Below are 24686 nucleotides of genomic sequence, written 5' to 3' on the forward strand. Positions count from 1 at the left end.
GGCGCCCTGCTCTGGAACGGTTGCCCCTTCCCCCAGCTAGTAGTTGGCAAGGATCGGGTCTAGAGGTATGCTCCCTTAGGACGTTGGCCAGAAGGGGACAATGGAAGCCGTCAAAAGACCAGTTCGGCGGAACTTAGGGATTTTGGCCTTGCTGGCAATTTGGGCTTGGCTGAGCTGGGGGACACTGGTCTGGTCTGCCCCCTCCTGTAGGGAGCGGGAGCTGCGCTTGCTGCGGCAAATCCTGGCCGCGCTGGGCCGTCCCCAGGTGGTAGTGGAAGAGGTGGCTCTGTTCGATACGGATCAATGTCTGGTTCAGTTGGTATTGGATCGCCGCGGGCTGAGCGGATCCCTGCCGCCGGAGATTGGCCAATTCCACCGCCTGCGGGCCTTGTCCCTCAGTTACAACCAGCTTTCTGGCCCCATCCCCGCCGAGCTGGGGCAACTGAGCGAGTTGGAAAACCTGTTTCTGGACTATAACCAGTTCTCCGGCCCCATTCCGCCGGAGCTAGGGCAACTGCACAAGCTGCGGGGGTTGTTTTTGGATCACAACCAGCTCTCCGGGCCTATTCCTGCCGAGCTGGGGCAGCTCAGCCGCCTAGAAAACCTCAGCCTACAAAACAACCAGCTCAGCGGCGCCATTCCCAGCCAACTGGGCCAGATGAGCTCCCTGAGGGGCCTGTTTTTGGATCGCAACCAACTCTCTGGGCCTATTCCGCCCCAACTGGGGCAACTGCGCCACCTGGAGAATCTGTACCTGTCGGACAACCGCCTCAGCGGATCCCTGCCGCCAGAGCTAGCCCAACTCAAGCAATTACGGGATCTGCGCCTGGCCCGTAACCAGCTCACAGGCGAGCTGCCCGGCTTTTTGGCAGAACTGCCGCGGCTGGAACGGCTCCACATCGAGGGCAACCCTGGCCTCTGCCTGCCGGCGGCCCTGTCGAGTTGGTTTGCCGGTCTCAATCCAGGGGATCCTCCTTCCGCTCGCCCCTGCCCCTAGGTCTGGGATCTAGGCCTTCCGCCGACCTGCGATACTGGGATCAGGTGTCCACAGCCCCCTACGCGAACAGTTAGCCATGTATACCCTGGAATTGCTTCTGAAGGGAAATCCCGCCCCCATCGTCGTCCACCAAAAAGAGGAGGAGGCGGCCAACCGCGCCTATCAGAGTGTGGTTGAAGCTCTTCGCAACGGATCCCCTCAAAGCTTGGAGCTGACCTGTGACCGCACTGGCAAAAAGGTGTTCCTGCTCACCGGCGAGCTGTGTGGCGTGCAAATGACCACCAAGTCGGGTGGCGCTGGTGCCCCAGGAACGCGTCCCGGCTTTTTGGCGCAGTTGCAGGGTTGAGAGCAGCTCTTCGGGTCTTCGCAAGGGATCCTCATGTCTGAGAGGGGGACAGAGTCCTTTCGCGGTGGCAAGAGGGAGTCCCCGCCGGCCATTCGGGTGGAGGGCCTAACCTTTGCCTGGCCGGAGCGTCCCCCGGTTCTGCGAGAGTGCAGCTTTGTCATTCCCAAAGGCCAGTTGTGGATGCTGCTGGGGCCTAACGGCAGCGGCAAGTCCACCCTATTGCAACTGTTGTCCGGATCCCTCACCCATCCTCAGCCCCTAGCCGGCCACTTGGAGGTGCGCGGGCGGCTGGGCCACGTGTTTCAAAACCCGGATCACCAACTGTTTATGCCGACGGTAGGGGCAGATGTCGCCTTTGGCTTGGGGGCAGAGCCCCTCACGTTGGAAGAGATTGCCGAGCGGGTAGAAACAGCCTTGGAGCAGGTAGGCTTGCGCCACTTGATCCGCCGGCCCATCCACGGCCTCAGCGGCGGACAGAAGCAACGGGTGGCGGTGGCCGGGGCCCTGGCCCGGCACTGTGAAGTTCTGCTGTTGGACGAGCCAACGGCCTTGCTGGATCCCGAGAGCCAGGCGGAGTTGCTGCGCTGCATCCGCCGCCTGGTGGATCAAGAGGGGATCACCGCCCTCTGGGTCACCCATCGGCTGGCCGAGCTGGAATGGGCGGACGGAGTAATTTTCCTCTCCGAAGGACGGGTGCGCTATCAGGGATCCCCAGAGCAGGTGCGGCAACAGCTTGGACAACTGTTTGGCGCCTTCAGGTCTCACTGATCCCGAAGAGATGGCAAAAGGGTGGCTGCAACCCCCTGCGGTCGCTGCTTAGAATGGTAATGTATCCACAGCGCTCGATAGGTCGGCAGCAGGTCATCATCCTGGACTTATCTACCCTGCGGAGTGGCAGGTTTCTGCCTGTTAATCCGTGAGTGCGCTAGATCCCTGCGGATCGGCGTCAGCAGATTATACCTGTGGGCCCCTGGCCCCATCTCGTTGAAAGGAGCTTGAGCATATGGGACTGTCTGAAGTCATTGCCAAAGAGCTGGAAAACGCCCGCAAGATCTGCGATGAGTACGGCGAAGGGGATCCCCACTGCCGTGCTGCTTGGGATGTTGTTGAAGAAGTGCTGGCAGCCCGCAGCCACCAGCCCAAAACTCCCAGCAGCCTTGAGCAGCACTGCGCCGAAAACCCAGACGCCGTTGAGTGCCGGGTTTACGACACCTGATTTCAGGTAACCCCGCAGAGTAAACTTCCCCCGACTTTAGTCGGGGGCTTAGCAATAACGCGAGTGGTAAAATCTGCATCCCTTTCCCAGCCACAGGCCGGGTTGACACAAGCAAAAACCCTTTCCTTCCCGTTGGCCAAGCCACAAACACTGGTGGCAGGTCTGTGAGCGATAGGCAGGCGGCACCACCACAACCTTGACCTCTGCCCTCATTGCCTTGTACTGCACAAACTGCCTCAACAGGTAGAACGCCCCTCGCGCTAGCGGGCCGTAGGCCTCACTATTCGACCGCCGCCGTTCTGTCTGGCTGCACGGCTATTGGTTGACACACCCCCGCTCGCGCCAGCGGGCTGTAGGTCTCTGTCGCATCCAGCTTTGCAGAAGTTTCTCACGGAGAAAGGTTTTGAGCAGAATCAGCTCGCAGCCATTGCCTCATCCACAAGACAAAGGCCGTTCCCAGCAGCACCAGTTGCGGGATCAGCGTCTGCCAAGTGGGATACAGACCCAACCAGCGCAGCTTCGGGATCCCGGATAAGGGGGTCATCGGAAGCCAGCCCGCCACTTGCAAAGCGTGGAGGCCGCTGCCCAGGAACTTAAAGCCCAAGTAAAAAATCAGCAGGCTTAAACCCCGGAAAAAAGCCCCCAAGGGCAGCTTCAGCCCCACCTGCAGCAGCAAAATCGCCATTCCCACCAGCAGCAGGGATCCCAGACCGATCCCCAGCCAGAGATCTTCTGCCGCCAGGGAAGGGGCCAATCCCACATAAAACAACACCGTTTCCGCCCCTTCGCGAAACACCGCTGTAAAGGCCAGGAAAGCGAGGGAAAAGACCTGGCCGGTGGCGAGCGCTGCCTGGGCTTGTTCTTGCACAAAGGTTTGCCAGGAGGCAATGGCAGCCCGCTGGTGCAGCCAGAGGCTGACCGAAAACAGCAAACCTGCCGCCACCAGCCCGGTGATCCCTTCCAGCACCTCTTGGCGGGTGTGGGTCAGCAACTGCTGGAAAAACAACTTCACCAGCAAGGCAAGCATCACCGCTGCCAGCAGACCCATGGATCCTCCCAGCCAAACCCAGCGCTGTTGGGCTGACTGCCCACTTTTGCGCAGAAGGGCCAGCAAAGCCACCAGCACCAAGAGTGCCTCCAGACCCTCCCGCAGCAAGATCGAGGCAGCATCCAAAAAGGTGTAGTCCGACATCAGTTCACCCAGGCAGGCTGCCCAATTCTAGCGTTGCCTGAGAAAAGGCTCAGGTAGTGGTGGGAATGAACTTGAGAGCAGCAGAGTTGATGCAGTAGCGCAAACCCGTTGGTGGGGGACCGTCCCGAAACACGTGTCCCAAGTGTCCCCCGCAGTTGGAGCAGTGAACCTCTGTGCGAGGCACGAACAATTTCCAATCCGTCTTGGTACCGATCACCTGCGGAGCAACCGGCTCCCAAAAACTGGGCCAGCCAGTGCCACTGTCGTATTTGGCTGCCGAGGAAAAGAGCTCCTGCCCACAGCCCGCGCAGACATAGATCCCTGGGGCCTTATTGTCGTAGTAGGCGTTGCGGAAGGGGGGCTCGGTTCCCTCTTGGCGCAGCACGTAGTACTGTTCTTCAGTAAGCAGCTCACGCCACTCGGCGTCGCTCTTGGTTACGGGATAGGTTGGTTGAGCCATTGTCTGTTGCTCTCCTGTTGTTCTCAATTCTAACGCCTCTTCATGTCTTCCTCCCCTCCTCCGGCAGGTAGGGGGAGGCCGGGGTGCTTCTATGAGTTCCATCGGTAACTTCTATCCTCGCCTGGGGGCCTACTCCCGCTACAATGGGCACGGGCAAGGCTGGTCTCGAGATCCTAGACTCTCAACTCTGAGGAAGACGGAGTGCTTTATGTTGCTGGTGGGCTCAGGTGCCAAGTTTGTGCAACAGCTCGAGCAATGCGGGGCTTTGGCCATGTTTGTCACCCCGGAAGGGGGATCCGAAGGGCATTACCTGCGGCGGCTGCGCGGGGCCGGCTACGAGGTAGTCACCCTGTCCAGCAAGGGGATTGGGGATTTGGTCAGTTATCTGACGTCCAGCCATGGGGTGCGGCCTGCCACGCTGGGCAAATCGCAGCGGCGTACCTATTTCTACCCCTCGTTGATCGAGCAGTACCGTGCCACCTTGCCCCCAAAGGCTAAGGGATTGGTGTTTTGGTTTTATGAGGGGCATGTGCTCAGCCGGCAAGAACTCTCCTACCTGGTGAAGCTGAGCCAAGAAGATAAGGGCGTGAAATTTGTGGTGGAGCTGGGTCGAGAGCGGTCAATTCGCTGGCAACCTCTGCAGAGTGCCTGAGGATCTGCCCAGATGTCTCGAAAATTCTTTGCTACCATCTCAAGTAGGCGGCCTGCAGCCCAGACTCCCATCCTGCCGGTGGCTTTCCGTGTCTGTGACCTTGCCGAACGTCTCGCTGCAACAGGGTACTTGGTTTAAGCTAATCTGTGGCGCAAGTTTCCACCACTTGCCGTCGATTCGAGAGCTCTCTTTTCTCTACACGCTGGCCGGTGCCGATTGCATTGACGTTGCCGCCGATCCGGCCATTGTGCAAGCTGCCCAACAAGGGATCCGGCGGGCCCAGGCGGAGGATCCCCAGGTGGGATCCCCCTGGTTGATGGTCAGCGTCAACGACGGCGAAGATGTGCATTTTCGTAAGGCGGTGCTGGTGGATCCCGTCTGTCCTGCCGACTGTCCGCAGCCCTGCCTAGCTGTTTGTCCACCCCACGCCTTGATCCGGGCAGGCGCTTCCACCCAAGTCCACATCCGGGCAGAGCTCTGTTACGGCTGTGGCCGCTGTGAGCCAGTGTGTCCCCACCAGCGCATTGCCACCCAGGGCTATCAGGTTGCGGCGGCGGAGATCCTGCCGTCCTTGCTAGAGCTGGGGGTTGAGGCGGTGGAAATCCACACCCGTATTGGTCGGCAAAGTCAATTCGCGCAATTGTGGGGATCCCTAAAGCCCTGGCTGCGGCGGCTGCGGGCCGTCTCGATTAGCTTTAACGATGGCCCCGGTTTGGAGGCTTATTTACGGGATCTGCTGGCCTTGATGGATCCCCTGCCGGAGGTGTTGATCTGGCAGGTGGATGGCCGGCCCATGAGTGGAGACATTGGAGCTGGCACCAGCAAGGCCACCCTAAAGTTGGCCCGCAAGGTGTTGGATATGGGCCTGCCTGGCTATGTGCAACTAGCAGGAGGAACCAATGGGCAAACGGTGTCGCTGTTGGATCCCCGTTGGCCGGTGGCGGGTGTGGCCTTCGGCAGCTATGCGCGACAGTTGGTGGCCGCCTATTTGGAGGGGGGATCTGGATTGGCAGGCGGGATCCCATTGGCCAAACAGTTGGTGCAGCAAGTGAAGCGACGAGCGGTGGCCCCCAGACAAACCTGTTTTTCCGGTGTTTAACAACGTTGCTTAACCATGAGTTTCTCAGTACAGCCCTTCAACCCGTCGGCGAATCTGGAAAGTGCTCCGCACCGCCTAAGCAATCGCACCCCTTTTCCTGGCCAAGTCCACTACAACGACGATTTGAACAAGCTTCTGGATGTTCTGCCCGCCCCCATTCGCCAGCGCCTGGAGCAGCATCCCCAGTTGGATCAGTTGGTGGAGGTGGTGCTGGATTTGGGCCGCCGCCCGGAAGCCCGCTTCCCCGGCTTTGCCGATTACCTCTCGGAGGAGGTAGTCACCCGCGCCGACCTGGATCTGGTCATCAGCCAAGTGGGAGAGTTTAGCGGCGACAACCGGGCTGGCATTGCCTCAACTCTGCACCGGATCAGCGCCATTCGCAACCGCCAGGGCACGATCATCGGCCTCACCTGTCGGGTAGGGCGTTGCGTTATCGGCGTCATCAGCATGATCCGCGATTTGGTAGAGCAGGGCCGCTCGATGCTGTTGCTGGGCCGCCCAGGGGTGGGCAAAACCACCGCCCTACGGGAAATTGCCCGCGTGCTGGCGGACGAGCTGCACAAACGGGTCATCATCATCGACACCTCCAACGAAATTGCCGGTGATGGCGACGTGCCCCATCCAGGGATTGGCCGGGCCAGGCGCATGCAGGTGGCCAGCCCGGAGCTGCAGCACAAGGTGATGATCGAGGCGGTGGAAAACCACATGCCGGAAGTGGTGGTGATCGACGAGATTGGCACCGAGTTGGAGGCTCTAGCCTCCCGCACCATTGCCGAACGGGGGGTGCAACTGGTGGCCACTGCCCACGGCAACCGCATCGACAACCTAATCAAAAACCCCACCCTTTCGGATCTCATAGGCGGGATCCAATCCGTCACGCTGGGAGACGAAGAGGCGCGGCGGCGGGGCTGCCAGAAGAGTGTCCTGGAGCGCAAAGCCCCCCCCACGTTTGAGATTGCGGTGGAGATGCTGGAGCGGGATCGCTGGGTCATCCACGAAGATGTGGCGGCCACTGTGGATCGCCTCCTGCGCAACCGCGAGCCACTGGTGCAACTGCGCAGCCTGGACGAACGTGGCCAAGTGGTGATCGAGCGCCCCACCCTGTCTGGCCCCCAGTGGCCCCCCCCTGCCGGCAGCACCCCGTCCCCGACGCGGGAGCGAGGGGGATGGCACCGTTCTGGGCGGATGGAAGCTTTGCCCTTAGAACCCAGCGAGACTCGTTTGCGCCAGCCTGGTGAATCTGGCTCGCCCTCGGCCAAAGGGGAGGAATCCGTCCCGCCAGCAGCAGCGGGATCCCGTCCTGAGCCGCAAGTTATGGCCAGCCCCAAGGCAGAGTCCAGGTCTGAGGAGGAAGAGGATGCCGACTGGGAGGAACCTGCGGCAGCGGCCCTGGCAGAACGGCAACGGGGCCTGGATGGGCTGCTGAGGATCTATCCCTACGGGGTTAGTCGCTTCCACCTGGAGCAGGTGATCCAAACTTTGAAGCTGTCGGCGGATGTCACCAAAGACCTGGATGAGGCCGATATTGTTTTGGCTTTGCGATCCCAGGTGCGCAGCCGCTCCAAGATCCAGCAACTGGCCCACGCCCGCCAGATCCCGATTCACACCGTCAAGGCCAATACTCTGATTGCCCTTGCCCGCGCCCTGCGTCACATCCTCAACATCGAAAGCGAGGACGGCTCTGATTCTGACCTGGAGCTGTTCATTCGGGCCAGCTCGGGCGACGAAACGGAAGCCTTGGAGGAGGCCCGCCTGGCGGTGGAGCAGATCGTCATTCCCAAGTCCCAGCCGGTGGAATTGCTGCCCCGCTCCCCTCTAATCCGCAAGCTGCAGCACCAGTTGGTGGAGCACTATCACCTGCGGGCCCAGAGCTTTGGCGAAGAGCCCAACCGTCGCCTGCGCATCTATCCCAACTAGCTCCAGCCAGGGTTCCTCAGGCCAGCAGGGATCCAGCGATCATCCCTGCCAAGAGAATGAAGCCCTGGAGGACGTTTTGGCCGAAGATGGCCATGTAGAGAGTGGGAGGGGGATTGACCTGGTGGAGCTGCCAGGTTTGCCGGCCCCAGAGGGCGGCGGCAACTGCCAAGCTGAGGAAATAGACCGCGTGCAACTGCAGGCTGATCCCCACCCCTAAGAGGGCAAGGGCGGCGCCCAAGAAAAATAGCCCCACCGCCGTCGGCGTCTGTCGCCCAAAAAAGCGGGCGCTGGAGTGGATCCCGGCCCGCTCGTCGTCCTCCCGATCCGATAGGGCATAGACCGTATCAAACCCTAACGTCCACAACACCGTGGCCAGCCACAGCCAGCCCAGCCCCTCCTCCCACAGGGGCTTCTGGGGATCCTGGCCACTCACCGCCGTCCAACTGATGAGCACGGCAAATCCCCAAGCCAGGGCTAGCACCAGTTGGGGCACCGGGAACACCCGCTTGGCCCCCGGATAGAGCAGGATCACCGGCACCGCCGCCACGCAGAGGGCAAAGCTGACCGGGTTGAGAAAAAGCGCCAGCCCCGCCGCACAGGCCAAGGTCAGCAGCGCCATCACGATGCCGACGGCAACGGTCAATTCGCGGCTGGCCAGGGGGCGGTTGCGGGTGCGCTCCACCAAGGGATCCAAATCCCGATCCCAGAGGTCGTTGATCACACAGCCTGCCCCGCTGGTGGCTAAGCTGCCCAAAACCAGGATCCCAACCAGCGGCCAAGGCGGCGTTCCCCGTCCGGCCAGAAAAGCCCCCCACAAAGCCGGGATCATCAAAATCAACCGCCCTGCCGGCTTGTGCCAGCGCAACAGCCGTAAAATCGCTCCGCCAGTGGCCCAGAGGGCAGAAGGAGGGGCAGACATAGCCAGATCAAAAGAGGGCCAGTTGCCAAGGGGAATGGGGCTCCGCACCGATCTTAAATCATCCTGAACTGCCCTACCCTGGAACCCTTGTCGCCTCCCTCGCCGTCTTTCCTTTTTGGCCAGCATTTGGCTCCTCTTTTCCCCCTATTGGCCAGCCTGAGAAGTTTGATATCCTAGCGGGGGGCTGCTGTTGAGGATGATGAACTTTGCTCCTTTTCCTCTGTGAGGCCGTTCGCGCAAACGAGACGGAGTCTGCCATGCAAGCAACCCTTTCCATGACCAGTCAACTTCCCCAAGTTCAAGTCAAGGAAGCTTCTCCCCTGCTGGAGACTCTGCTAGTGGTGGATGATGAGGACGCAATTCGAGAAACCGTTGCCCTTGCCCTTGAAGAACAAGGATACCGAGTTTTGCAAGCAGTGGACGGTCGAGAAGCGCTAGAGCTGGTGCATACAGCCGAGCGGCTGGACTTGATGATCCTCGATCTAATGCTGCCCAGTTTGAATGGCTTGGATCTATGCCGTCTGTTGCGTAGGGAGGGTAACACCCTCCCCATTTTGATGCTGACAGCCAAAAGCAGCGAGACCGACCGGGTGATGGGCCTGGAGCTGGGGGCCGACGACTACCTAACTAAGCCTTTTGGGATGCGGGAGCTGATTGCCCGCTGTCGCTCCGTGTTGCGCCGTCGGCAGCAGGCCTACGCCAGCGAGGCCATGGTGCTCCGCTACGGGGATATTTGCATGTTTACCCAGGAGTGCCGGGTGTTGGTGCGGGGGGTGGAGGTGAGTCTCTCGCCCAAGGAGTTTCGCCTGTTGGAGCTGTTCATGTCCAATCCCCGCCGCGTTTGGACGCGGGAACAGCTTCTGGAGCGGGTTTGGGGATCCGACTTCATGGGCGACAGCAAGACCGTGGATGTCCACATCCGCTGGCTGCGGGAAAAGCTGGAGGTGGATCCCAGCAACCCAGAGTATTTGGTGACAGTGCGCGGATTCGGCTATCGCTTCGGCTAGGTTTGGGAGCTTCTCTCGCGCCAGCGGCGGGCAAAGGAAAGGGCTTCGGCACGGGTTTGGATCTGACCCGAAGCCTGGGCTTCCTGGAGATCTTGCAATAACTGGCCCACCCAAGGTCCGGGTTTAGCACCCAAGCTGTGCAGCAGGTCGCGGCCATCCAGCAAGGGCACCAAATGGGCCAGGGGATCCTGGGGATCTTCGTAGCGCTGCAGCCAGGACTCTATCTTTTGGGGGCTGCTGCCGGTCGCTGCCGCCAGCAGGGCTAGGCCGCCGAAGAGGGATCCCGCCTGGTGATAGAGCCGCCACTGTTGGCTGGGTGAGGGGGAGTGGGTTAGGAGCGGCTGGAACTGGGGCAGAAGCTGGTGCAGCTTTTGAATGGCCCGCATCTCTGCCCGGCTGAAGCGCAGCCGTTCCAGCTCAGCTTCCACCGTCTCGGCGGGGGTGCCCGCCGGATCCCACAGTAGGGCTGCCACCACCGTTGCCAAGAGGGCGCTGCGCCGATCCGCCAAAGGCTGGGCCAGCTCCGCCAGCGTGCGGGGGTACTGGAGCTGCCAGATCTCAGCCCATTGCCACACTGCCTGAGCCTGGGCAAAGCCGCAGCTCTGGGGCGTTAGGCGGGGCAGCCAAGCCACCAGCAACCCTGCCGCCACTGCCGCTTGCAGGTGGGCCAGGCCCGGGATCCCCGTCTCCAACAAGGTCACCACCTCGGCCCGCACCCGTTCTGCCGCCACATTGGCCACAAGGGGGGCCCGCTGGCGAATCGCCTCTGCCGTGGCCGGATCCAGCGCAAACCCCAGCTGAGCTGCCTGGCGATAGGCCCGCAACAGCCGCACTGGATCGGCGCTGAGGTTGTCGGGGTGAACCATACGCAGCCACCCTTGCTCAATGTCTGCCCGACCGCCTGTAGGATCCAACAGTTGCCCCTCTTGCAGCGCCAGGGCGAGGGCGTTGCAGGTGAAGTCCCGCTGGCGCAGATCTGCCTCTGGCGTGGGGCCCACCTGCAGGGCTACGTCCACCGTCGCCGCCGTGGGAGGAGAAGCCCTTCCTTGGCCCAGCACAATGCGGGCAATCTGTCGCTCCGCATCCAGCACCACAAAGCCAGCCTTCAGCCGCCGTGCCACCCCCGCCGCCCACCCCACGGGATCGGCTGGACACATTAAGTCCAGATCCAACGGCCCCTTGGGGTCGCTAGGCTGGCCCCGCAGCCAAGCTAGGTAGGCATCCCGCAGGGATCCCCCCACCCAGTAACTCCCCTGGGGCAGCCACTCTTTGGGAAAGGGCAGCTGTTGGTAGAAATAGGTCAGCAGCCACTCGGTCAGCAGGGCTTTGCTCATCGATTGGGTATAGCGGGGAGACTTCCTAGATGGATTTGAAGGGCTAGGATCCCCAGGCTGCCCACAATGGCTTTGGGGGATTTGGCCCTTGCTTGCCCAGACCTGCTCGCGGCCTCGCCGGATCCCTTTTGCCTAACGCTCCAGCAGTGAGCCGCCCACCGCCGCCGGCGCAAACGCAGGCGCTGAAGTGAGCAGATGGGGCCGCACCAGCGCCACCAGGCCGGCAATAAACAGGGGATCGGCATTTAGCGCTGGCACGCGGCGAAACTCGCGGATCCCAGTCTGGTGGGCCAGCTCCCGATACTCGATGTCGATCTCCTGCAAAGTTTCGATGTGCTCCGACACAAAGCTAATCGGCACCACCAGCAGTTGCTTTACTCCCTGAGCGCCCAGTTCCGGGATCACTGTCTCGGTGTAGGGCTGCAGCCAGCGCACGGAGCCCACCCGACTTTGATAGGAGAGGGTGTAGCGATTGGGGCGCCCAACTTCCCGCCAGATGAGCCGGACACAGGCCTCCATCTCCTGCTGGTAGGGATCCCCGGCCTGGGTGACATAGCTTTCGGGAATGCCGTGGGCGCTAAAGAGCACGTGAACGCTTGCTGGATCTGCAAACGCATCCAACTGCTGCCGGATGGCCCTAGCCATGGCCTGGACATATTGGGGCTGATCGTACCAAGAGCAGATCTGGCGGCGCTCGATGCGAGCCAGCTCCGGATCCTCGGCCCAGAGGTGATCCAGGAGTTTGAAGCTGGAGCCGGTCGTGCTGATGGAATACTGCGGGTACAGGGGCAGCACCACCAGGCGGGTAATCCCGTCCGACTTGATCTGCTGCACCACGGACTCGATCAGCGGGTGCCAGTAGCGCATGGCCACATACACCGGCACATCGTAGCCCTCCGCCACCAGTTGGGCCTGCAGCTTTTGCGCCTGTTCAGCGGTGATGCGCCGCAGGGGGGATCCGCCCCCAATAGCCGCGTAGTTGCGCCGGGATTTGGGAGCTCGCAGCGTGGAGATAGCCCAGGCAAACGCCCCCTGCAAAAACGGAAAGGGTAGACGGATTAGCTCCGGATCGGCAAAGAGGTTGTAGAGAAAGGGCTGCACATCAGCCTGGGTCTCTGGTCCCCCCAAGTTCAGCAGGAGCACGCCGCTTTTGGACATAACAAAGCTCAATATCCTTCTCTATCCACTGTAGGCGGTCTTATCCCACCTCCGGAAAGTGGCCTTAAGTTTTTTGCAGCCCTTCTCATTAGTCCAACCCAACAGCCAAAAAGGGGATCCCAACTCACACTGGGATCCCTGCCGGCAGCACACCCTCCTTCCAGAGGATTTAGAACTCTCGACCGCGGTAGACCCGCTGCAGCGCCAGCTTGACGGGATAACGATCGAGATCGGCCAAGTTCAACTTCAGACGCAGCGTATTGAGCAGCCTCCAGTAGGGGGGCACAAAGACTCGTTCGGTGCCCAGTTCGGGGAAGGGCTCGCCCGCTGCTGTTTCCACCCAGCAGCCGCGGTAGCGAACCGGCTGAGCTCCCCTGTGAAGGGCGCGGAGAGGGTGGCCGGGATCGACCGTCAAGCCGCGAAACTGGATTGCCCCTGGACGAGAAGCTTGCCGGTAGCACAGGTAACGGGCCCAAAGCTGGGCCAGCCCCTCCGGCAAAGTCTCAGGACGAACGTGGAAGCGCTCCGGCAGCAGGCGGTCGTTGAAAAAGCCGACAAGTGCAGACCAAGCTTGCCAGAGAAAAGCTCCCAAGAGGCGAGCAGAGAGAGATGGCAAGATCTTCATGGCAGAGGCCAAAAATCACTGTGGGTGGGAATTGCTGTCGATTATATCAACCCCGATCCTGCAAGATGCTCATCCTAAACAGTTTCCCTCTCACTGGGAAGCAGAGGCGGGCTTGCGGCTAAGCGCGTTGAGCCAGCCAACTTCATCGACTACAATAAGCGCAATGCTTAGGTGCCGTTTAATAAATTCTGAAAGCGCACCAACAAGCAGACTCCAGAACCACTGCACTAAGGGGATCGACGGATTATGACCCGGCGCGGCAACATCACTCCCATGGATCGGCTGTGGGGATCCCTTCCCTACCTTTTGCCGTTGGTATCGGCTCTGCCCTTCGGCTTTGTGCCCTCTGGTTTGTTTCAATCTCTGCCAGGTTTGATCCCCATTTTTAGTCCGCTGCTGCGTTTGCTGCCTCTGGCCACCGGCTGGCTGGGCATGGGGCTGTTTTTTGCCCTACTCTTTTTCGTAATCCGCAACGGCCGCGTCGCCCATTTTGTTCGCTTCAACACGATGCAGGCGCTGCTGCTCAACATTGCCCTGTTTTTGGTGCAAGTGTTGATGCAGGTGTTCGCTATGCTCTTTGGCAGCCTTGGTTTGGCAGCGCTTGTTAGCATTTTGGCCACCACTGCCCTGCTTGGGGTAATCGCTGTCACCCTTTATGCTTGGGTGCAGAACGTGCGCGGTCACTATGCCGAGGTGCCGGTGCTCTCCGATGCCGCCTATGCTTGGATTCGCTACTAACAGTTCTCAAGTTGAGGGCTTGGTTGCTGATTTGACGACTTCACTGGAGCCTGAGCCGGCTGTTGCAGCTTTCAAGGATTGCAGGAGGCTGGGGTGCCGTCGGATTTGACCTCTGATGTTGGCCCAACCCTCACCCACCTGGACGCTTCCGGTCGGGTACAGAGGGTGGAAGTGGGACATCAGCCCCTGGCTGCCCGTTTGGCCACTGCCCAAGGGCAGGTACGTAGGCCAGAAAGGACTTTAGAGGCCATTTTGGCCGATCAAGGGCCCAAAGGGAATGTGGTGGAAGCGGCTCGGCTAGCCGGGATCATGGCCGCCAAGCGCACTGCCGATCTGATCCCGCTGTGTCATCCTCTCCCCTTGACCAGCATCACCGTGGATCTGGATCCGGATCCCCACCTGCCCGGCTTTCTGATCACCGCTACGGCAAAAACCACAGCTCAGACCGGAGTGGAGATGGAGGCTTTGACGGCGGTTGCAGTGGCTGCCCTCACCCTGTACGACATGGCCAAGGCTTTGGAAAAGGCGATGGTGATCGAGAATATCCGCCTGTTGCGCAAGTATGGGGGAAGTTCCGGGCCTTCTGGGTTCGATCAGAATAGACCGTCCCAGTGAGATGTTGAAGAGGTTGCACCAACCGGGAGGGCTTATCGGGATCGCGCTGCTGGCCGGGGTGCTGGCACTGCTCTGGCCAATGCTGCAGCGGGGCTACCCCATCACCCATTCCACCCACTTCAATCTCAATTGGGCCTTCCAGTATCAGCGCCAGTTTTTCGGCGGGCAGTTTTACCCCCGCTGGCTGGAGTATTCCAACTTTGGCTATGGCAACCCCACCTTTGCCTTCTATCCGCCCCTGTGTATGGTGGCCACCCTGCCCTTTCGAGCCCTGGGGCTGGACATGCTCGGCTCTTTGGTGGCCAGCATGGGCCTAGCGATGGCGGTCTTGGGGCTGGGGCTGTACCTTCTGCTGCGGCAGGTGCTTCCTTGGGCTTTGGCGTTGGTCTTGGCCCTGCTGAGCATGGCCGGCCCCTACTGGCTGGTGGATATCTACCAACGGGGAGCCATAGGGGAAGTGTGGGCCATTGCCGTCTCCCCCTGGATTTTCTGGGCCTCGCTGCAGACGATCTGCCGGTTGCAGGCCCTTTGGCCGGTTGCGGCTTTGGCCCTGAGCTACGGCCTGCTGGCGCTGTCCCACCTGCCCACCTTGCTGGTGTTGACCCTGATTTGGCTGCCTCTGCCTTGGGTGGTGGGGGGAAGGGATCCCTTCTGGCCCAGGGTGGGGCGCTGCTACCTGGGGTTTGGGCTGGGGCTGGGGTGGACGGCGTTTTATCTGCTGTCGGCCTTCTGGGATCAGCGGCATGTCCAGGTGGATTTTGTCAACTTTACCGAGGAGTATACGCCCCACCATCGCCTGATGGTGAGCGGGCTCATGCAGCTGAAGCCGCGCTGGACAGAGCACTGGTTTGAGAGCAACCTGGTGGGGTACTGGGTTTGGATGGCGGCGGTTCTGGGAGGGGTTGGGATCCTGGTTTTTCTAGAATGGCTGGCCCGCCGGTCGGGGAGGAGTTTCTCCTGCCAGGAAAGTGGTGCTGCCGAATCTCTTGCCAGAGCCACCCTGCTCTACAGCTTGGGAGCCAGCCTGGTGGCGCTGCTGATGATGACGGATCTGCTGGCTTGGCTCTACGAGTGGGTTTTGCCCCTGCGGCGGATTCAGTTCTCCTGGCGCTGGATGGCGGTGACGGCGGTAACCGTGCCTTGGCTAGTGGGATCTCTAGCTGGGTGGGGATGGGGGCACAAGCGCTGGCGGCTCCCTTTGCTGGTGGGGCTCGGCCTGGCCATGGCAGTCCAAACCTGGCAGGGCTTGCAACTGGTGTCCAAAGCCGGCTTTGATCCGCCGCTTGTCCAAACTTTTCAAGAACTCGCTGCAGCCAAGCAGTTCCCCAACGAGCCCCAGGAGCGGCCGGGCATTGCTTTCTTGCACATGCACTGGCGCTTTCCCGATGGGCTGGCGCTGGTGGATGCGCTGGAATACCGGCCCCGCCAGGCGACGCTGCCCATGCCGCCCCCACAGGTGGATCCGCTGCTGCAGTGGCAAGGCGAGGTAGAGGATCCGGCGGCGCGGCTCCAGGTGGAAGAGTGGCGCTACGGCTACCGTCGCTTTCGGGCGCTTAACCCCACCGGTCAGGAGCAAGCTGTAGTCTTGCGCACGTTTTACTACCCCGCCTGGCGGGTACAAATTGATGGACGGTTCAGAGCTGCTGAATACAACGAGCCAGGGCTGTTGCAAGTGCGGATCCCGCCGGGGGAGCACCGCGTGGAGGTGCGCTACTTGGGCACGGCGGCGGACTGGCTGGGCTGGATCCTGACCGGCGTGGCAGGAGTGCTGCTGGTGGAGCTGCGGCGGCTGCTCCGTCTGTTGGGGTTGAGGACAACAGAGGAGGCAACACCATGTTGAGTCGCGTGGCCGATTCCATCTACTGGCTCAACCGCTACGTGGAGCGGGCCGAGAACATTGCCCGTTTTATCGATGTCAACCTAAACCTCATCCTCGACTCACCTAGTGGCACAGCTCAGCAATGGGATCCCATCATCTCCACCACTGGGGATCAGGAGCTGTTTTACCAGCGCTACGGCCAGGCGACCCAGGAAACGGTGATCCAGTTTCTGGCTTTTGATAGGGATTATCCCAACTCGATTTTTTCCTGCTTGCGGCTGGCACGGGAAAATGCCCGTTCTGTGCGGGAGATCATTTCTTCGGAAATGTGGGAGCGGGTGAATCGCTTCTACTTAATGGTGAAGGAAGCTGCTCAACAGTGGCCGCATCTGAGCCAGCTCCACGATTTCTTCACGGAAGTCAAGCTGGCCAGCCATCTCTTTGCTGGGGTGATGGATGCCACCATGACCCACGGGGAGGGGTGGCACTTTGGACAAATCGGCCGCCTTTTGGAACGGGCCGACAAAACGGCTCGCATTCTGGATGTTAAGTATTTTATTTTGCTGCCTTCTGTACAGGATGTGGGCACGCCCCTGGATGAATTGCAGTGGATTGCTCTCCTAAAGTCGGCCAGCGCTTATGAAATGTATCGAAAATACAGCCGCCAACACCGCATTAACCCTAGAGAGGTGGCCTCTTTCCTGATTTTGGATCGGCAATTTCCCCGCTCCATTCAGTTTTGTCTCATTCACGCCGATCGCTCCCTACACCAGATTACTGGAACCCCTGCTGATACTTGGCGGGATCCCAGTGAGCGGACTTTGGGACGGCTGCGCTCTGAGCTGGATTATCTCACCATTGACGATATTATGGAGCAGGGCTTACACGAATTTCTCGACAAGTTGCAATTGCAAATGAATTACGTTGGCGATTGCATCTACGAAAGTTTCTTTGCCATTCGCCCTTTGCAGACGGCTGACCCCCCTCTGCTCCTGCAGCGCCAAGCTTAGCCGAAACCCCTCACCCCCAGCCCCTCTTCCAAAGGGATAGCCCAAGCGCTCCGCGCCGCTCACGCGACCACCCCCAGCCCCTCTCCCTTTGGGAGAGGGGGGTTAATCTCTTTCACGGCTGTTGTATGCTTGCATCTGGTCAGCTGCCGGGGCAAAGGCGGTGCAGAGCACTGGGGAGGCCGGGAATTGCCGCACCGTTACTGGCGGTAGGATTGATGGAAGTTGTTGCTGGTTGGAGAGTGGGGTTGGAGCAGCAGCCGCGAGGGATCGACCAGGCAGCCTTTGTGGCCGCCAATGCCACGCTGATTGGTGATGTGCAGCTCTCGGAAGGGGTGAGCATCTGGTACGGGGCCATTTTGCGAGGGGATCTGTCGCCGATTGTGATTGGCCGCCGCAGCAACATTCAAGACGGGGCGATCCTGCACGGGGATCCGGAGCAGCCGACCTGCATCGGCGAGGAGGTCACTGTCGGCCATCGGGCCGTCATCCACAGCGCCCACATCGAGGCGGGATCCCTGGTGGGGATTGGGGCCGTCATCCTCAATAGAGTCACCATCGGGGCGGGCAGCATGGTCGGGGCTGGAGCGGTGGTCACCCGCTCGCTGCCGCCCCGCTCTTTGGCAGTCGGGATCCCGGCCAAGGTCATCCGCACCCTGACAGACCAAGAGGTGGAGCAGTTGCGCCGCCACGCCGAGCACTATGTGGATTTGGCGCTGCAACACGCCCGTCGTTTCGCCAGATGGCCGGGCCCTGCTGCTCCGGCCTAAGCCTACCCCTCAGCAGCGGGGATCCCCGCAGAGCACCCAGGTATCTTTGCTGCCGCCCCCTTGGGAGGAGTTGACCACTAGGGATCCCTTTTTGAGGGCCACGCGGGTTAGGCCGCCGGGATGAACGTAGATCTCTTTGCCGTAGAGAATGTAGGGCCGCAGATCCACATGGCAGGGCTCCAGCCTCAGCCCCTCTCCCCAATCCACGAGGGTGGGCACGCGGGAAAGACACACGACGGGCTGGGCGATGTAGTTGCGGGGCTGGGCGCGGATTTTCTCGGCAAAAGCGGCCCGCTCCTCCGGTGTGGCCCGCGGTCCCATCAGCATGCCGTAACCGCCCGACTCATTGGCCGCCTTCACCACCAACTTGTCCAGGTTCTCCAGCACATAAGCTTGATCCTTGGGATCCCAACACAAGTAGGTGGGCACATTGGGCAAAATCGCTTCTTCTCCCAGGTAGTAGCGGATCATCTGGGGCACATAGGCGTAGATGACCTTATCGTCTGCCACTCCTGTCCCCAAGGCATTGGCAATTGCCAGCCGACCCGAGCGATAGACCTCAAACAGGCCGGGTACCCCCAAGAGGGAATCGGGGCGAAAGACCAGCGGATCGATGAAGTCATCGTCGATGCGGCGGTAGATTACATCCACCCGTTGCAGGCCCTTGGTGGTGCGCATCTGCAAATAGCCATCGGCCACCACCAAATCCCGTCCTTCCACCAGCTCCACCCCCATCTGCTGGGCCAGAAAAGAATGCTCGAAGTAGGCGGAGTTGTAGATGCCGGGGGTGAGCACCACCACTGTCGGGTTGGCCAGGTGCGGCGGCGTCAGATTGAGGAGGGTATCCAACAAGTGGCTGGGGTAGTCGTCCACCGGGCGGATCCCCATCGTGTTAAACAGCGAGGGAAAGGTGCTTTTCATCACCCGCCGGTTTTCCAGCACATAGGAAATGCCCGAGGGGCAGCGCAGGTTGTCTTCCAGCACGTACCAAGTCCCGTCCCGATCCCGCACCAGGTCGGTGCCGGTGACGTGGCACCAAATTCTCCCCGGCGGGTTGAGCCCAATACAAGGCCGCAGGAATCCTTTGGCCGTCTCGACCAGCTCAGCAGGGATCACCCCATCCTTGAGGATCTTCTGGTCGTGATAGACGTCGTCGATAAACAGGTTCAGGGCATGGATGCGCTGCTTCAGGCCCTGCTCCAGCCGCTGCCACTCAGAGGCTGAGACGATGCGGGGAATGATGTCGAAGGGGAAAATCCGCTCCGTGCCCTGGCTGTCGCCATAGACGTTGAAGGTTACCCCCATCTGAAAGAGGGCTGCCTGGGCCGCCGCTTGCCGCTGCTGCAGCTCTCCTTCTCCCAGCGAATGCAGGCGCTCAATCAGCGGGATCGCCTCAGGGCGAGGCCGACCGCGCCCCACAAACAGCTCATCGTAAAAACCTTCACCTGGGTCATAAGTATCAAAACGCACGTCGGGATCCCTCGAACCCTACCCTGTTTTACTGTGGGCGGCTCTGGATTTGCCTAGTGTGCTTCCGGCTACTTTTACGGTTATCGTGGTGGAAGTTAGGACAGGGGGTATACCGGTTGCCCCCAGTCAGCCAGAGTTGTCAAGGTTTATGGTGGCGGGCGGTACTTTCTCAGCTTTGTTGTCAATGTAGTGTAGAGGAATGAACCGGACACCCTCTTTTGTAAATCGGCCCCTCATCGGCGTTACTACCCCCAGCCGCAACGGCCAGGGAGATTTTGTGGCGCCGGGCCGCTATGTGGATGCCCTTCGCGCTGCTGGCGGGATCCCCGTTCTTTTTCCCCCAGGCGAAAGTGAGCCACAAGCGCTGCTGGCTGCGGTAGATGGGCTGGTGTTGACAGGAGGCGGCGACCTTTGCCCCAGCACCTACGGAGAGGATCCCCAACATCCCCAGGTGCGTCACGTCAGCGCCGAGCGGGATCGCTTTGAGATGGCCTTGGCGGCAGCCGCCCTGGCGCAAGGGATCCCGGTCTTGGGCATTTGTCGAGGGATGCAGTTGCTGAACGTGGTCAGCGGCGGCAAGCTGATCCCCCATGTGCCCGACGTGTACGACGAGCTGGATCATTTCAACCCCGCCGATCGCAAGCCCGTTCGCCACAGCGTCAGCCTCATCCGCTCCACCCGCCTGCAGCAAATTGTCGGCGTCGACGCAATCTCCGTAGTCTCTTGGCACCACCAGGCTGTTTGGGGGGTGCCGGCGGGCTGGCGTTTGGCTGCCTGTTCTCCCGACGAGCTCATCGAGGCCATCGAGCACGAAACCCATCCCTGGGCTATTGCCGTGCAGTGGCACCCCGAGTTCACCTTTGAAGAGGCTGAGCATTTTCGCCTGTTTCAGGCCTTTGTGCAGGCAGCGCTGCAGTTTTCGCCGCGCCTGGCCAGCCCTGAAGCAATGCCTCAGGTTGCCTAGGGATCCTGTGCTGCTGCTGGAGAAGAGGCGGGGGCTTATCCCTCGCGATAGCCGGGGAGAGCCCTTGCTATGCTTTGCCCAGTGCCCCCCAAAAGAGGGCCTATGAGCAGGAGACAGGCACTGGCTAGAGCAGTTCTGGGTGTCTTAGCTTTTTTCGGTTTAGGTTTTGGCTGTAGTCCCAGCCCTTGGCTGCGCCAGTTTGGTACCCCTTCCTCTGACGAGGCTCGCGCCATCGCAATTGATGGAAAGGGAAATATTTGGGTGGCGGGGGTAACGGAGGGAAGCTTTTTGGGCCAAAGCTCGGCAGGGGGTGGCGATGGTTTCTTGCGCAAGTACAATGCCTGGGGCCGAGAGCTCTGGACACGGCAGTTGGGCACCCCTGCTTTAGACGAAGTTGTGGCGGTGGCAGTGGACAGGAGAGGGAACACCTGGGTGGCAGGAGTGACCTACGGCGCTTTCCCCGGCTACAGCAATGCCGGCGCAAAAGACATCTTCCTGCGTAAGCACGATCCCCAGGGTCGGGAGCTCTGGACGCAGCAGTTGGGCGGTGCTGAGCCTGACCAGGTCACTGCCATTGCCGTGGATGGCAAGGGCAATGTCTGGGTAACCGGGAATAGCGGAGGCAAGAGCTTTGTGCGCCAATACAACGCTGACGGCAAACCCCTCTGGGTCCGCGAGCTAGGGGCCCAGGTCACTGCCCTGGCCGCCGATGGGGCAGGAAATCTCTGGATAGCCGGATTCGTCCGCGACCGCACAAGGGCTGGCAGCTTTGTCGGCCAGTATGATCCCAGCGGCAACCAGGTTTGGCTGCGCCAGTTTTCCAACAAAGGGGGCGACGGCACTCTTGCCATCGCTGTGGGAGAGGAGGGAAATGTTTGGGTGGCGGGCTATACCCAGGAGGCTCCTGCTGGCCAGGCCTTGCTCCAGGGGTACAGTGTCTTTGTGCGGCAGTATGATCCCTACGGCAACGAGCTCTGGAGCCGCCAATGGAACGGCGCGAAAGGGGAGCGCCCTCTGGCCATTGCCGTGGATAGGCTCGGAAGGGTCTGGGTGGCAGGATCCACCCAGGGGATCCCTGCAAGTCGCAGCGATGCCTTTGTCCGCCTCTACGATACCAACGGCGGCGAGCTCTGGCGCCACCAGTTCGGCAGCGCCGACTTCGACTGGATTCAGGCCATGGCGCTAGACCAAGAAGGCACCCTCGGGGTGGTAGGTGTAACCTGGGGATCCCTCGCCGGAGAGCCCCATGCTGGTCTGAAAGATGTCTTTGTGCTCAAGTACGGCCGTTAGATTGACACCCCCACCGCCTCAAGGCGTAGGGTTCTCACGTAGTTCAAACAGGCGCTGTCAAGACGCCTCTAGACAGTCCCCTCAGGAAAAGCCCTGCTCGCGTCAGCAGGACGGCGTCCTCTCGCGTCTCGGACGCCTGCACCAGTCGGGTTTTTCACCGTGATTAGGTGCTGGCCTGGGAACGGTACGCCTTTTCGGCAAGTATACCCTTGGCAATTACGAGCTTTTCCGCTCCCCACGCAAGTGCGGGGCTACCAAGCTATCCTTCTGGGTAGTCTCAAGGAGATGGCGGGGCGCCTGGCGCTGGCTCTATGCATCGGATAGCTGCTTTGCCGGGGGGATGGGATCCTTCCCAAGGTGGGGTCATTTTCCTGGAGCAGGATCCGGCCCCCATCGTTGTCCTGTCGGCAGCCGACACGGATCTGACGGCCTTGAGCGCAGCCATGCGCCTGCTGCCGGCTGATTTCCCGGCGGTGCGGGCGGCTAACCTCTTGCAGTTGCAACAGCCTCTCAGCATCGACGACTACGCCGAGAAGGTGTTGCGGCAAGCTCAGGTGGTGCTCCTGCGCCTGTTGGGGGGAAGGGCCTACTGGAGCTATGGTCTGGAGGTGGCCAAAGAGGTAGCGGCAGCAGCGGGAGCCACCCTGATTGTGATCCCTGGGGATGACCGCCCCGATTGGGATTTGGTTAGCCACTCCACCGTGCCCCTGACAGTAGCAGACCGGGTGTGGCAGTACTGGCTGGAAGGAGGGGCAGCCAATGTGGCGGCTTGCTTGAAATTCTTGGCCAGGGAGTTTCTGGGACAGGAGTACGCCGTGCCAGAGCCGCAGGTGCTGCCCCGGCTGGGGATCTACCATCCCCCCCTATTCCCCCTCAGGGATCCCCACGCCCCCAAGGTAGGGATCCTGCTCTACCGGGCCCATGTTTTGGCGGGGAATACGCAGCCAATAGATGCCCTGGCCAACGCCCTGCAGGAGCGGGGGTTGCAGCCGCTGTGTCTGTACACCTATGGCCTGCAGGAGCCGGACTTGCCGCAGGCCATCCGGGAGCACTTCGGCGGCCAAATTGAACTTTTGTTGAACACCACCAGCTTTTCCCTGGCCCGCCTGGAGAGCGAGCAGCCCGATGTCCGTCTCTGGCAGGAGCTGGATGTGCCGGTTGTGCAGGTGGTCTTGAGCAGTGGGTCGCGGGAGCGCTGGGAGAACTCCACCCGGGGCTTGGGGGCGCGGGATCTGGCCATGAACGTGGTGTTGCCGGAGGTGGACGGCCGCATCCTCAGCCGCGCCATCTCGTTCAAGACGGTTCAACAGTGGGATCCCCGCCTGCAGACGGAGATCATGGCCTATGAGGCTGTGCCGGATCGGGTGGCGTTTGTAGCCGAGCTGGCGGCCAACTGGGTAAAGCTGCGGCGCACTCCTGCCAACCAGCGCCGTCTAGCCTTGATTTTGGCCAACTACCCCAGCCGGGATGGACGGCTGGCCAATGGGGTAGGGTTGGATACACCGGCAAGCTGCGTCGAGATCCTCAAGGCCCTGGCGGAAGCTGGCTACCGCGCCTGTCCACTGCCCCAGAGCGGAGATGAGCTCATCCGCTGGCTAACCCAGGGCCAAACCTATGATCCGCTGGGATCCCTACGCCCGGCGCGGCAGGTGCTGCCGGCTGCCCTCTACCGGGAGTGGTTTGCCCAGTTGCCTGCCGCTGTCCAAGAGGATCTGGTGCGGCAGTGGGGGGATCCGCCCGCCCACGACATCCCCATTGTCGGCCTGCAGCTGGAGCAGGTTTTTGTCGGCCTCCAGCCGCCGCGAGGCTACGACCGGGATCCTGCTTTGAACTACCATGCCCCGGATCTGGTACCGCCCCATGAGTACCTCGCCTTTTACCTGTGGCTGCGGCAAGTGTTTGGCGTGCAGGCAGTGGTGCATGTGGGCAAGCACGGCAACCTGGAGTGGCTGCCTGGCAAGGGATCCGCCCTTTCGGCCACCTGCTACCCAGAAATAGCCTTGGGGCCTCTGCCCCACTTCTACCCCTTCATCGTCAACGATCCTGGCGAGGGATCCCAGGCCAAGCGGCGGGCTCAGGCTGTCATCCTCGACCACCTCACCCCGCCCTTAACCCGTGCCGAGCTCTACGGGCCCTTGGCGGAACTGGAGCGGCTGATGGACGAGTACTACGAGGCCCAGCAGATGGATCCTGGGCGCTGCCCGCTGATCCGCGCCCAGATCCAGGAGCTTGCCTGCCGAGAGCACCTCGACCTGCAGTTCAACCTGGATAAGGAAGAAGACTGGGGCCGCCTCGATGGCTACCTCTGCGAGCTCAAGGAATCCCAGATCCGAGATGGACTGCACATCTTTGGCTGCACCCCCACTGGCGAGCAACTGGTGGATCTCCTGCTGGCCCTGGCCCGCTACCCGGGCTCTGGCCAGTTGGGCCTTACGCAGGCCATCGCCCGCGACTGGGGTTGGGACTGGGATCCCCTAGCTGCCGACCTGACGGATCCCTGGCCGGACAAACCGCCGGCCTAAAAGTCGCTACCGAATTGCAAGGGAAAGCTCGCCGCCTCAATCCCTAGCCCCCCTCTCCCTCTGGGAGAGGGGCCGGGGGTGAGGGGCAAACTCAAACCGAGAAGCCTCAGCAGGCGTTTTAATAGCGAGATTGGAAGTTGCGCCGCCGCTCGCCGCCGTTGGCGTTACCAGAGCGGAAGCCTGAGGTGGGGCGTTCTTCTCGCGGACGAGCCTTGTTGACCTTGAGGTCACGGCCCATCCATTCTGCGCCGTCCAGAGCGGCAATGGCAGCCTGCTCTTCGGCTTCAGAGCTCATTTCCACGAACCCAAAACCGCGGATGCGGCCTGTCTCACGGTCGGTAGGGATCTGCACCCGCTTCACGGAACCGTACTCAGCAAAAACAGCGGTCAAATCCGCTTCCGTCACCTTAAAGGAAAGGTTACCTACATAAATTGACATCGACGATCTCCGAAAGAGAGAGGAACAAAGGGCGAGATATTCGGAGAGCCGTCTGCCAATACAAAACGTGAAAACCCGTCAAGATCAGAAGAACCGAACGCTACAACCGACATCTATCTCGAATTAGCTT

At 61.0% G+C, this 24686-nt stretch carries 25 protein-coding genes; 16 read left to right on the forward strand and 9 right to left on the reverse strand.

Annotated elements, in window-relative coordinates; all coding sequences use genetic code 11:
- Positions 1 to 148 precede the first annotated feature (148 nt).
- From NW852_RS09355 to NW852_RS09370, 4 genes are all read left to right on the forward strand, one after another.
- Positions 149 to 997 (forward strand): hypothetical protein, encoded by an 849-nt coding sequence (locus NW852_RS09355; RefSeq protein WP_414371820.1) that lies wholly within the window; start codon positions 149 to 151, stop codon positions 995 to 997.
- 76 nt (positions 998 to 1073) lie between these two features.
- On the forward strand, positions 1074 to 1343 hold the full coding sequence (locus NW852_RS09360; RefSeq protein WP_414371822.1) for a hypothetical protein: 270 nt from the start codon (positions 1074 to 1076) through the stop codon (positions 1341 to 1343).
- Positions 1344 to 1376: 33 nt separating this feature from the next.
- A complete protein-coding gene (locus NW852_RS09365; RefSeq protein WP_414364377.1) occupies positions 1377 to 2111 on the forward strand; it encodes an energy-coupling factor ABC transporter ATP-binding protein in 735 nt (244 codons plus the stop codon).
- Positions 2112 to 2346: 235 nt separating this feature from the next.
- Positions 2347 to 2559: a CP12 domain-containing protein gene (locus NW852_RS09370; RefSeq protein WP_414371825.1), complete on the forward strand. Its 213-nt coding sequence runs from the start codon at positions 2347 to 2349 to the stop codon at positions 2557 to 2559.
- Between the two features lie 48 nt (positions 2560 to 2607).
- On the opposite strand, the gene NW852_RS09375 is transcribed toward NW852_RS09370, so the two are convergent.
- The 3 genes from NW852_RS09375 to msrB all read right to left on the reverse strand — a co-directional run bounded on the left by NW852_RS09375 (position 2608) and on the right by msrB (position 4211).
- Complete coding sequence (locus tag NW852_RS09375) at positions 2608 to 2772, reverse strand: hypothetical protein (RefSeq protein WP_414371894.1); 165 nt, start codon at positions 2770 to 2772, stop codon at positions 2608 to 2610.
- Positions 2773 to 2947: 175 nt separating this feature from the next.
- Positions 2948 to 3751: an FTR1 family iron permease gene (locus tag NW852_RS09380; RefSeq protein WP_414364372.1), complete on the reverse strand. Its 804-nt coding sequence runs from the start codon at positions 3749 to 3751 to the stop codon at positions 2948 to 2950.
- Between the two features lie 49 nt (positions 3752 to 3800).
- Entirely contained in the window at positions 3801 to 4211 is a 411-nt protein-coding gene (gene msrB, locus NW852_RS09385) for a peptide-methionine (R)-S-oxide reductase MsrB (RefSeq protein WP_414364370.1), read from the reverse strand.
- Between the two features lie 208 nt (positions 4212 to 4419).
- Here msrB and ndhN point away from each other — a divergent pair, with 208 nt between their 5' ends.
- The 3 genes from ndhN (at position 4420) to NW852_RS09400 (ending at position 7879) form a co-directional block, all read left to right on the forward strand.
- Positions 4420 to 4863, forward strand: coding sequence for an NAD(P)H-quinone oxidoreductase subunit N (gene ndhN, locus NW852_RS09390; protein ID WP_414364400.1), 444 nt, complete (start codon positions 4420 to 4422; stop codon positions 4861 to 4863).
- 94 nt (positions 4864 to 4957) lie between these two features.
- The gene (locus tag NW852_RS09395) at positions 4958 to 5962 is read left to right on the forward strand and encodes an LdpA C-terminal domain-containing domain (protein WP_414371827.1); all 1005 of its coding nucleotides are present in this window, start codon (positions 4958 to 4960) and stop codon (positions 5960 to 5962) included.
- 15 nt (positions 5963 to 5977) lie between these two features.
- Positions 5978 to 7879: a R3H domain-containing nucleic acid-binding protein gene (locus NW852_RS09400; protein ID WP_414426678.1), complete on the forward strand. Its 1902-nt coding sequence runs from the start codon at positions 5978 to 5980 to the stop codon at positions 7877 to 7879.
- A 16-nt stretch (positions 7880 to 7895) separates the two neighbouring features.
- Here NW852_RS09400 and NW852_RS09405 read toward each other — a convergent pair whose 3' ends face one another.
- Complete coding sequence (locus NW852_RS09405; RefSeq protein WP_414364366.1) at positions 7896 to 8798, reverse strand: 4-hydroxybenzoate solanesyltransferase; 903 nt, start codon at positions 8796 to 8798, stop codon at positions 7896 to 7898.
- A gap of 275 nt (positions 8799 to 9073) precedes the next feature.
- Here NW852_RS09405 and NW852_RS09410 point away from each other — a divergent pair, with 275 nt between their 5' ends.
- Positions 9074 to 9805, forward strand: coding sequence for a response regulator (locus NW852_RS09410; protein WP_414364363.1), 732 nt, complete (start codon positions 9074 to 9076; stop codon positions 9803 to 9805).
- Here the strand turns inward: NW852_RS09410 and NW852_RS09415 are convergent.
- From NW852_RS09415 to NW852_RS09425, 3 genes are all read right to left on the reverse strand, one after another.
- Positions 9802 to 11139 carry a CCA tRNA nucleotidyltransferase gene (locus tag NW852_RS09415; protein ID WP_414371830.1) on the reverse strand — a complete coding sequence of 446 codons (1338 nt, stop codon included), beginning with the start codon at positions 11137 to 11139 and terminating at the stop codon, positions 9802 to 9804. The genes NW852_RS09410 and NW852_RS09415 overlap by 4 nt on opposite strands.
- 132 nt (positions 11140 to 11271) lie before the next feature.
- Positions 11272 to 12297 (reverse strand): ferrochelatase, encoded by a 1026-nt coding sequence (gene hemH / locus NW852_RS09420; RefSeq protein ID WP_414371832.1) that lies wholly within the window; start codon positions 12295 to 12297, stop codon positions 11272 to 11274.
- Between the two features lie 169 nt (positions 12298 to 12466).
- Complete coding sequence (locus NW852_RS09425) at positions 12467 to 12922, reverse strand: hypothetical protein (protein WP_414364358.1); 456 nt, start codon at positions 12920 to 12922, stop codon at positions 12467 to 12469.
- A gap of 246 nt (positions 12923 to 13168) precedes the next feature.
- On the opposite strand from NW852_RS09425, the gene NW852_RS09430 reads away from it, so the two are divergent.
- From NW852_RS09430 to NW852_RS09450, 5 genes are all read left to right on the forward strand, one after another.
- Positions 13169 to 13660, forward strand: a complete 492-nt coding sequence (locus tag NW852_RS09430; protein ID WP_414364357.1) for a Tic20 family protein — start codon at positions 13169 to 13171, stop codon at positions 13658 to 13660.
- 105 nt (positions 13661 to 13765) lie between these two features.
- Entirely contained in the window at positions 13766 to 14275 is a 510-nt protein-coding gene (gene moaC / locus NW852_RS09435) for a cyclic pyranopterin monophosphate synthase MoaC (RefSeq protein WP_414398847.1), read from the forward strand.
- Position 14276: 1 nt separating this feature from the next.
- Positions 14277 to 16115: a hypothetical protein gene (locus NW852_RS09440; RefSeq protein WP_414426679.1), complete on the forward strand. Its 1839-nt coding sequence runs from the start codon at positions 14277 to 14279 to the stop codon at positions 16113 to 16115.
- Positions 16109 to 17104 carry an alpha-E domain-containing protein gene (locus NW852_RS09445; protein WP_414371839.1) on the forward strand — a complete coding sequence of 332 codons (996 nt, stop codon included), beginning with the start codon at positions 16109 to 16111 and terminating at the stop codon, positions 17102 to 17104. Before NW852_RS09440 ends, NW852_RS09445 begins: the two co-directional genes overlap by 7 nt.
- A 215-nt stretch (positions 17105 to 17319) precedes the next feature.
- Complete coding sequence (locus NW852_RS09450) at positions 17320 to 17871, forward strand: gamma carbonic anhydrase family protein (RefSeq protein WP_414347985.1); 552 nt, start codon at positions 17320 to 17322, stop codon at positions 17869 to 17871.
- Positions 17872 to 17880: 9 nt separating this feature from the next.
- On the opposite strand, the gene NW852_RS09455 is transcribed toward NW852_RS09450, so the two are convergent.
- Positions 17881 to 19341, reverse strand: a complete 1461-nt coding sequence (locus NW852_RS09455) for a circularly permuted type 2 ATP-grasp protein (RefSeq protein ID WP_414335409.1) — start codon at positions 19339 to 19341, stop codon at positions 17881 to 17883.
- A gap of 199 nt (positions 19342 to 19540) precedes the next feature.
- Between NW852_RS09455 and NW852_RS09460 the strand changes: the two genes are divergently transcribed.
- The 3 genes from NW852_RS09460 (at position 19541) to cobN (ending at position 24117) form a co-directional block, all read left to right on the forward strand.
- The gene (locus tag NW852_RS09460) at positions 19541 to 20305 is read left to right on the forward strand and encodes a gamma-glutamyl-gamma-aminobutyrate hydrolase family protein (RefSeq protein ID WP_414335407.1); all 765 of its coding nucleotides are present in this window, start codon (positions 19541 to 19543) and stop codon (positions 20303 to 20305) included.
- Positions 20306 to 20407: 102 nt separating this feature from the next.
- Positions 20408 to 21595: an SBBP repeat-containing protein gene (locus NW852_RS09465; RefSeq protein WP_414371842.1), complete on the forward strand. Its 1188-nt coding sequence runs from the start codon at positions 20408 to 20410 to the stop codon at positions 21593 to 21595.
- Between the two features lie 311 nt (positions 21596 to 21906).
- Positions 21907 to 24117, forward strand: a complete 2211-nt coding sequence (gene cobN / locus NW852_RS09470) for a cobaltochelatase subunit CobN (protein ID WP_414371844.1) — start codon at positions 21907 to 21909, stop codon at positions 24115 to 24117.
- 118 nt (positions 24118 to 24235) lie between these two features.
- On the opposite strand, the gene NW852_RS09475 is transcribed toward cobN, so the two are convergent.
- A complete protein-coding gene (locus NW852_RS09475) occupies positions 24236 to 24556 on the reverse strand; it encodes an RNA recognition motif domain-containing protein (RefSeq protein WP_414335402.1) in 321 nt (106 codons plus the stop codon).
- Positions 24557 to 24686 lie beyond the last annotated feature (130 nt).

It is taken from the genome of Synechococcus sp. H60.1 (genome assembly GCF_047462335.1).
Classification (GTDB): domain Bacteria; phylum Cyanobacteriota; class Cyanobacteriia; order Thermostichales; family Thermostichaceae; genus Thermostichus.

Coding starts and splice junctions, on each gene's coding strand:
- NW852_RS09415 (WP_414371830.1), bottom strand. CDS start 11,139: ATGAGCAAAGCCCTGCTGACCGAGTGGCTGCTGACCTATTTCTACCAA.
- NW852_RS09465 (WP_414371842.1), top strand. CDS start 20,408: ATGAGCAGGAGACAGGCACTGGCTAGAGCAGTTCTGGGTGTCTTAGCT.
- NW852_RS09375 (WP_414371894.1), bottom strand. CDS start 2,772: ATGAGGGCAGAGGTCAAGGTTGTGGTGGTGCCGCCTGCCTATCGCTCA.
- NW852_RS09380 (WP_414364372.1), bottom strand. CDS start 3,751: ATGTCGGACTACACCTTTTTGGATGCTGCCTCGATCTTGCTGCGGGAG.
- NW852_RS09450 (WP_414347985.1), top strand. CDS start 17,320: ATGGAAGTTGTTGCTGGTTGGAGAGTGGGGTTGGAGCAGCAGCCGCGA.
- cobN (WP_414371844.1), top strand. CDS start 21,907: ATGCATCGGATAGCTGCTTTGCCGGGGGGATGGGATCCTTCCCAAGGT.
- NW852_RS09400 (WP_414426678.1), top strand. CDS start 5,978: ATGAGTTTCTCAGTACAGCCCTTCAACCCGTCGGCGAATCTGGAAAGT.
- NW852_RS09370 (WP_414371825.1), top strand. CDS start 2,347: ATGGGACTGTCTGAAGTCATTGCCAAAGAGCTGGAAAACGCCCGCAAG.
- msrB (WP_414364370.1), bottom strand. CDS start 4,211: ATGGCTCAACCAACCTATCCCGTAACCAAGAGCGACGCCGAGTGGCGT.
- NW852_RS09475 (WP_414335402.1), bottom strand. CDS start 24,556: ATGTCAATTTATGTAGGTAACCTTTCCTTTAAGGTGACGGAAGCGGAT.
- NW852_RS09430 (WP_414364357.1), top strand. CDS start 13,169: ATGACCCGGCGCGGCAACATCACTCCCATGGATCGGCTGTGGGGATCC.
- NW852_RS09365 (WP_414364377.1), top strand. CDS start 1,377: ATGTCTGAGAGGGGGACAGAGTCCTTTCGCGGTGGCAAGAGGGAGTCC.
- NW852_RS09410 (WP_414364363.1), top strand. CDS start 9,074: ATGACCAGTCAACTTCCCCAAGTTCAAGTCAAGGAAGCTTCTCCCCTG.
- ndhN (WP_414364400.1), top strand. CDS start 4,420: ATGTTGCTGGTGGGCTCAGGTGCCAAGTTTGTGCAACAGCTCGAGCAA.
- NW852_RS09445 (WP_414371839.1), top strand. CDS start 16,109: ATGTTGAGTCGCGTGGCCGATTCCATCTACTGGCTCAACCGCTACGTG.
- NW852_RS09440 (WP_414426679.1), top strand. CDS start 14,277: ATGTTGAAGAGGTTGCACCAACCGGGAGGGCTTATCGGGATCGCGCTG.
- hemH (WP_414371832.1), bottom strand. CDS start 12,297: ATGTCCAAAAGCGGCGTGCTCCTGCTGAACTTGGGGGGACCAGAGACC.
- NW852_RS09360 (WP_414371822.1), top strand. CDS start 1,074: ATGTATACCCTGGAATTGCTTCTGAAGGGAAATCCCGCCCCCATCGTC.
- NW852_RS09460 (WP_414335407.1), top strand. CDS start 19,541: ATGAACCGGACACCCTCTTTTGTAAATCGGCCCCTCATCGGCGTTACT.
- NW852_RS09425 (WP_414364358.1), bottom strand. CDS start 12,922: ATGAAGATCTTGCCATCTCTCTCTGCTCGCCTCTTGGGAGCTTTTCTC.
- NW852_RS09405 (WP_414364366.1), bottom strand. CDS start 8,798: ATGTCTGCCCCTCCTTCTGCCCTCTGGGCCACTGGCGGAGCGATTTTA.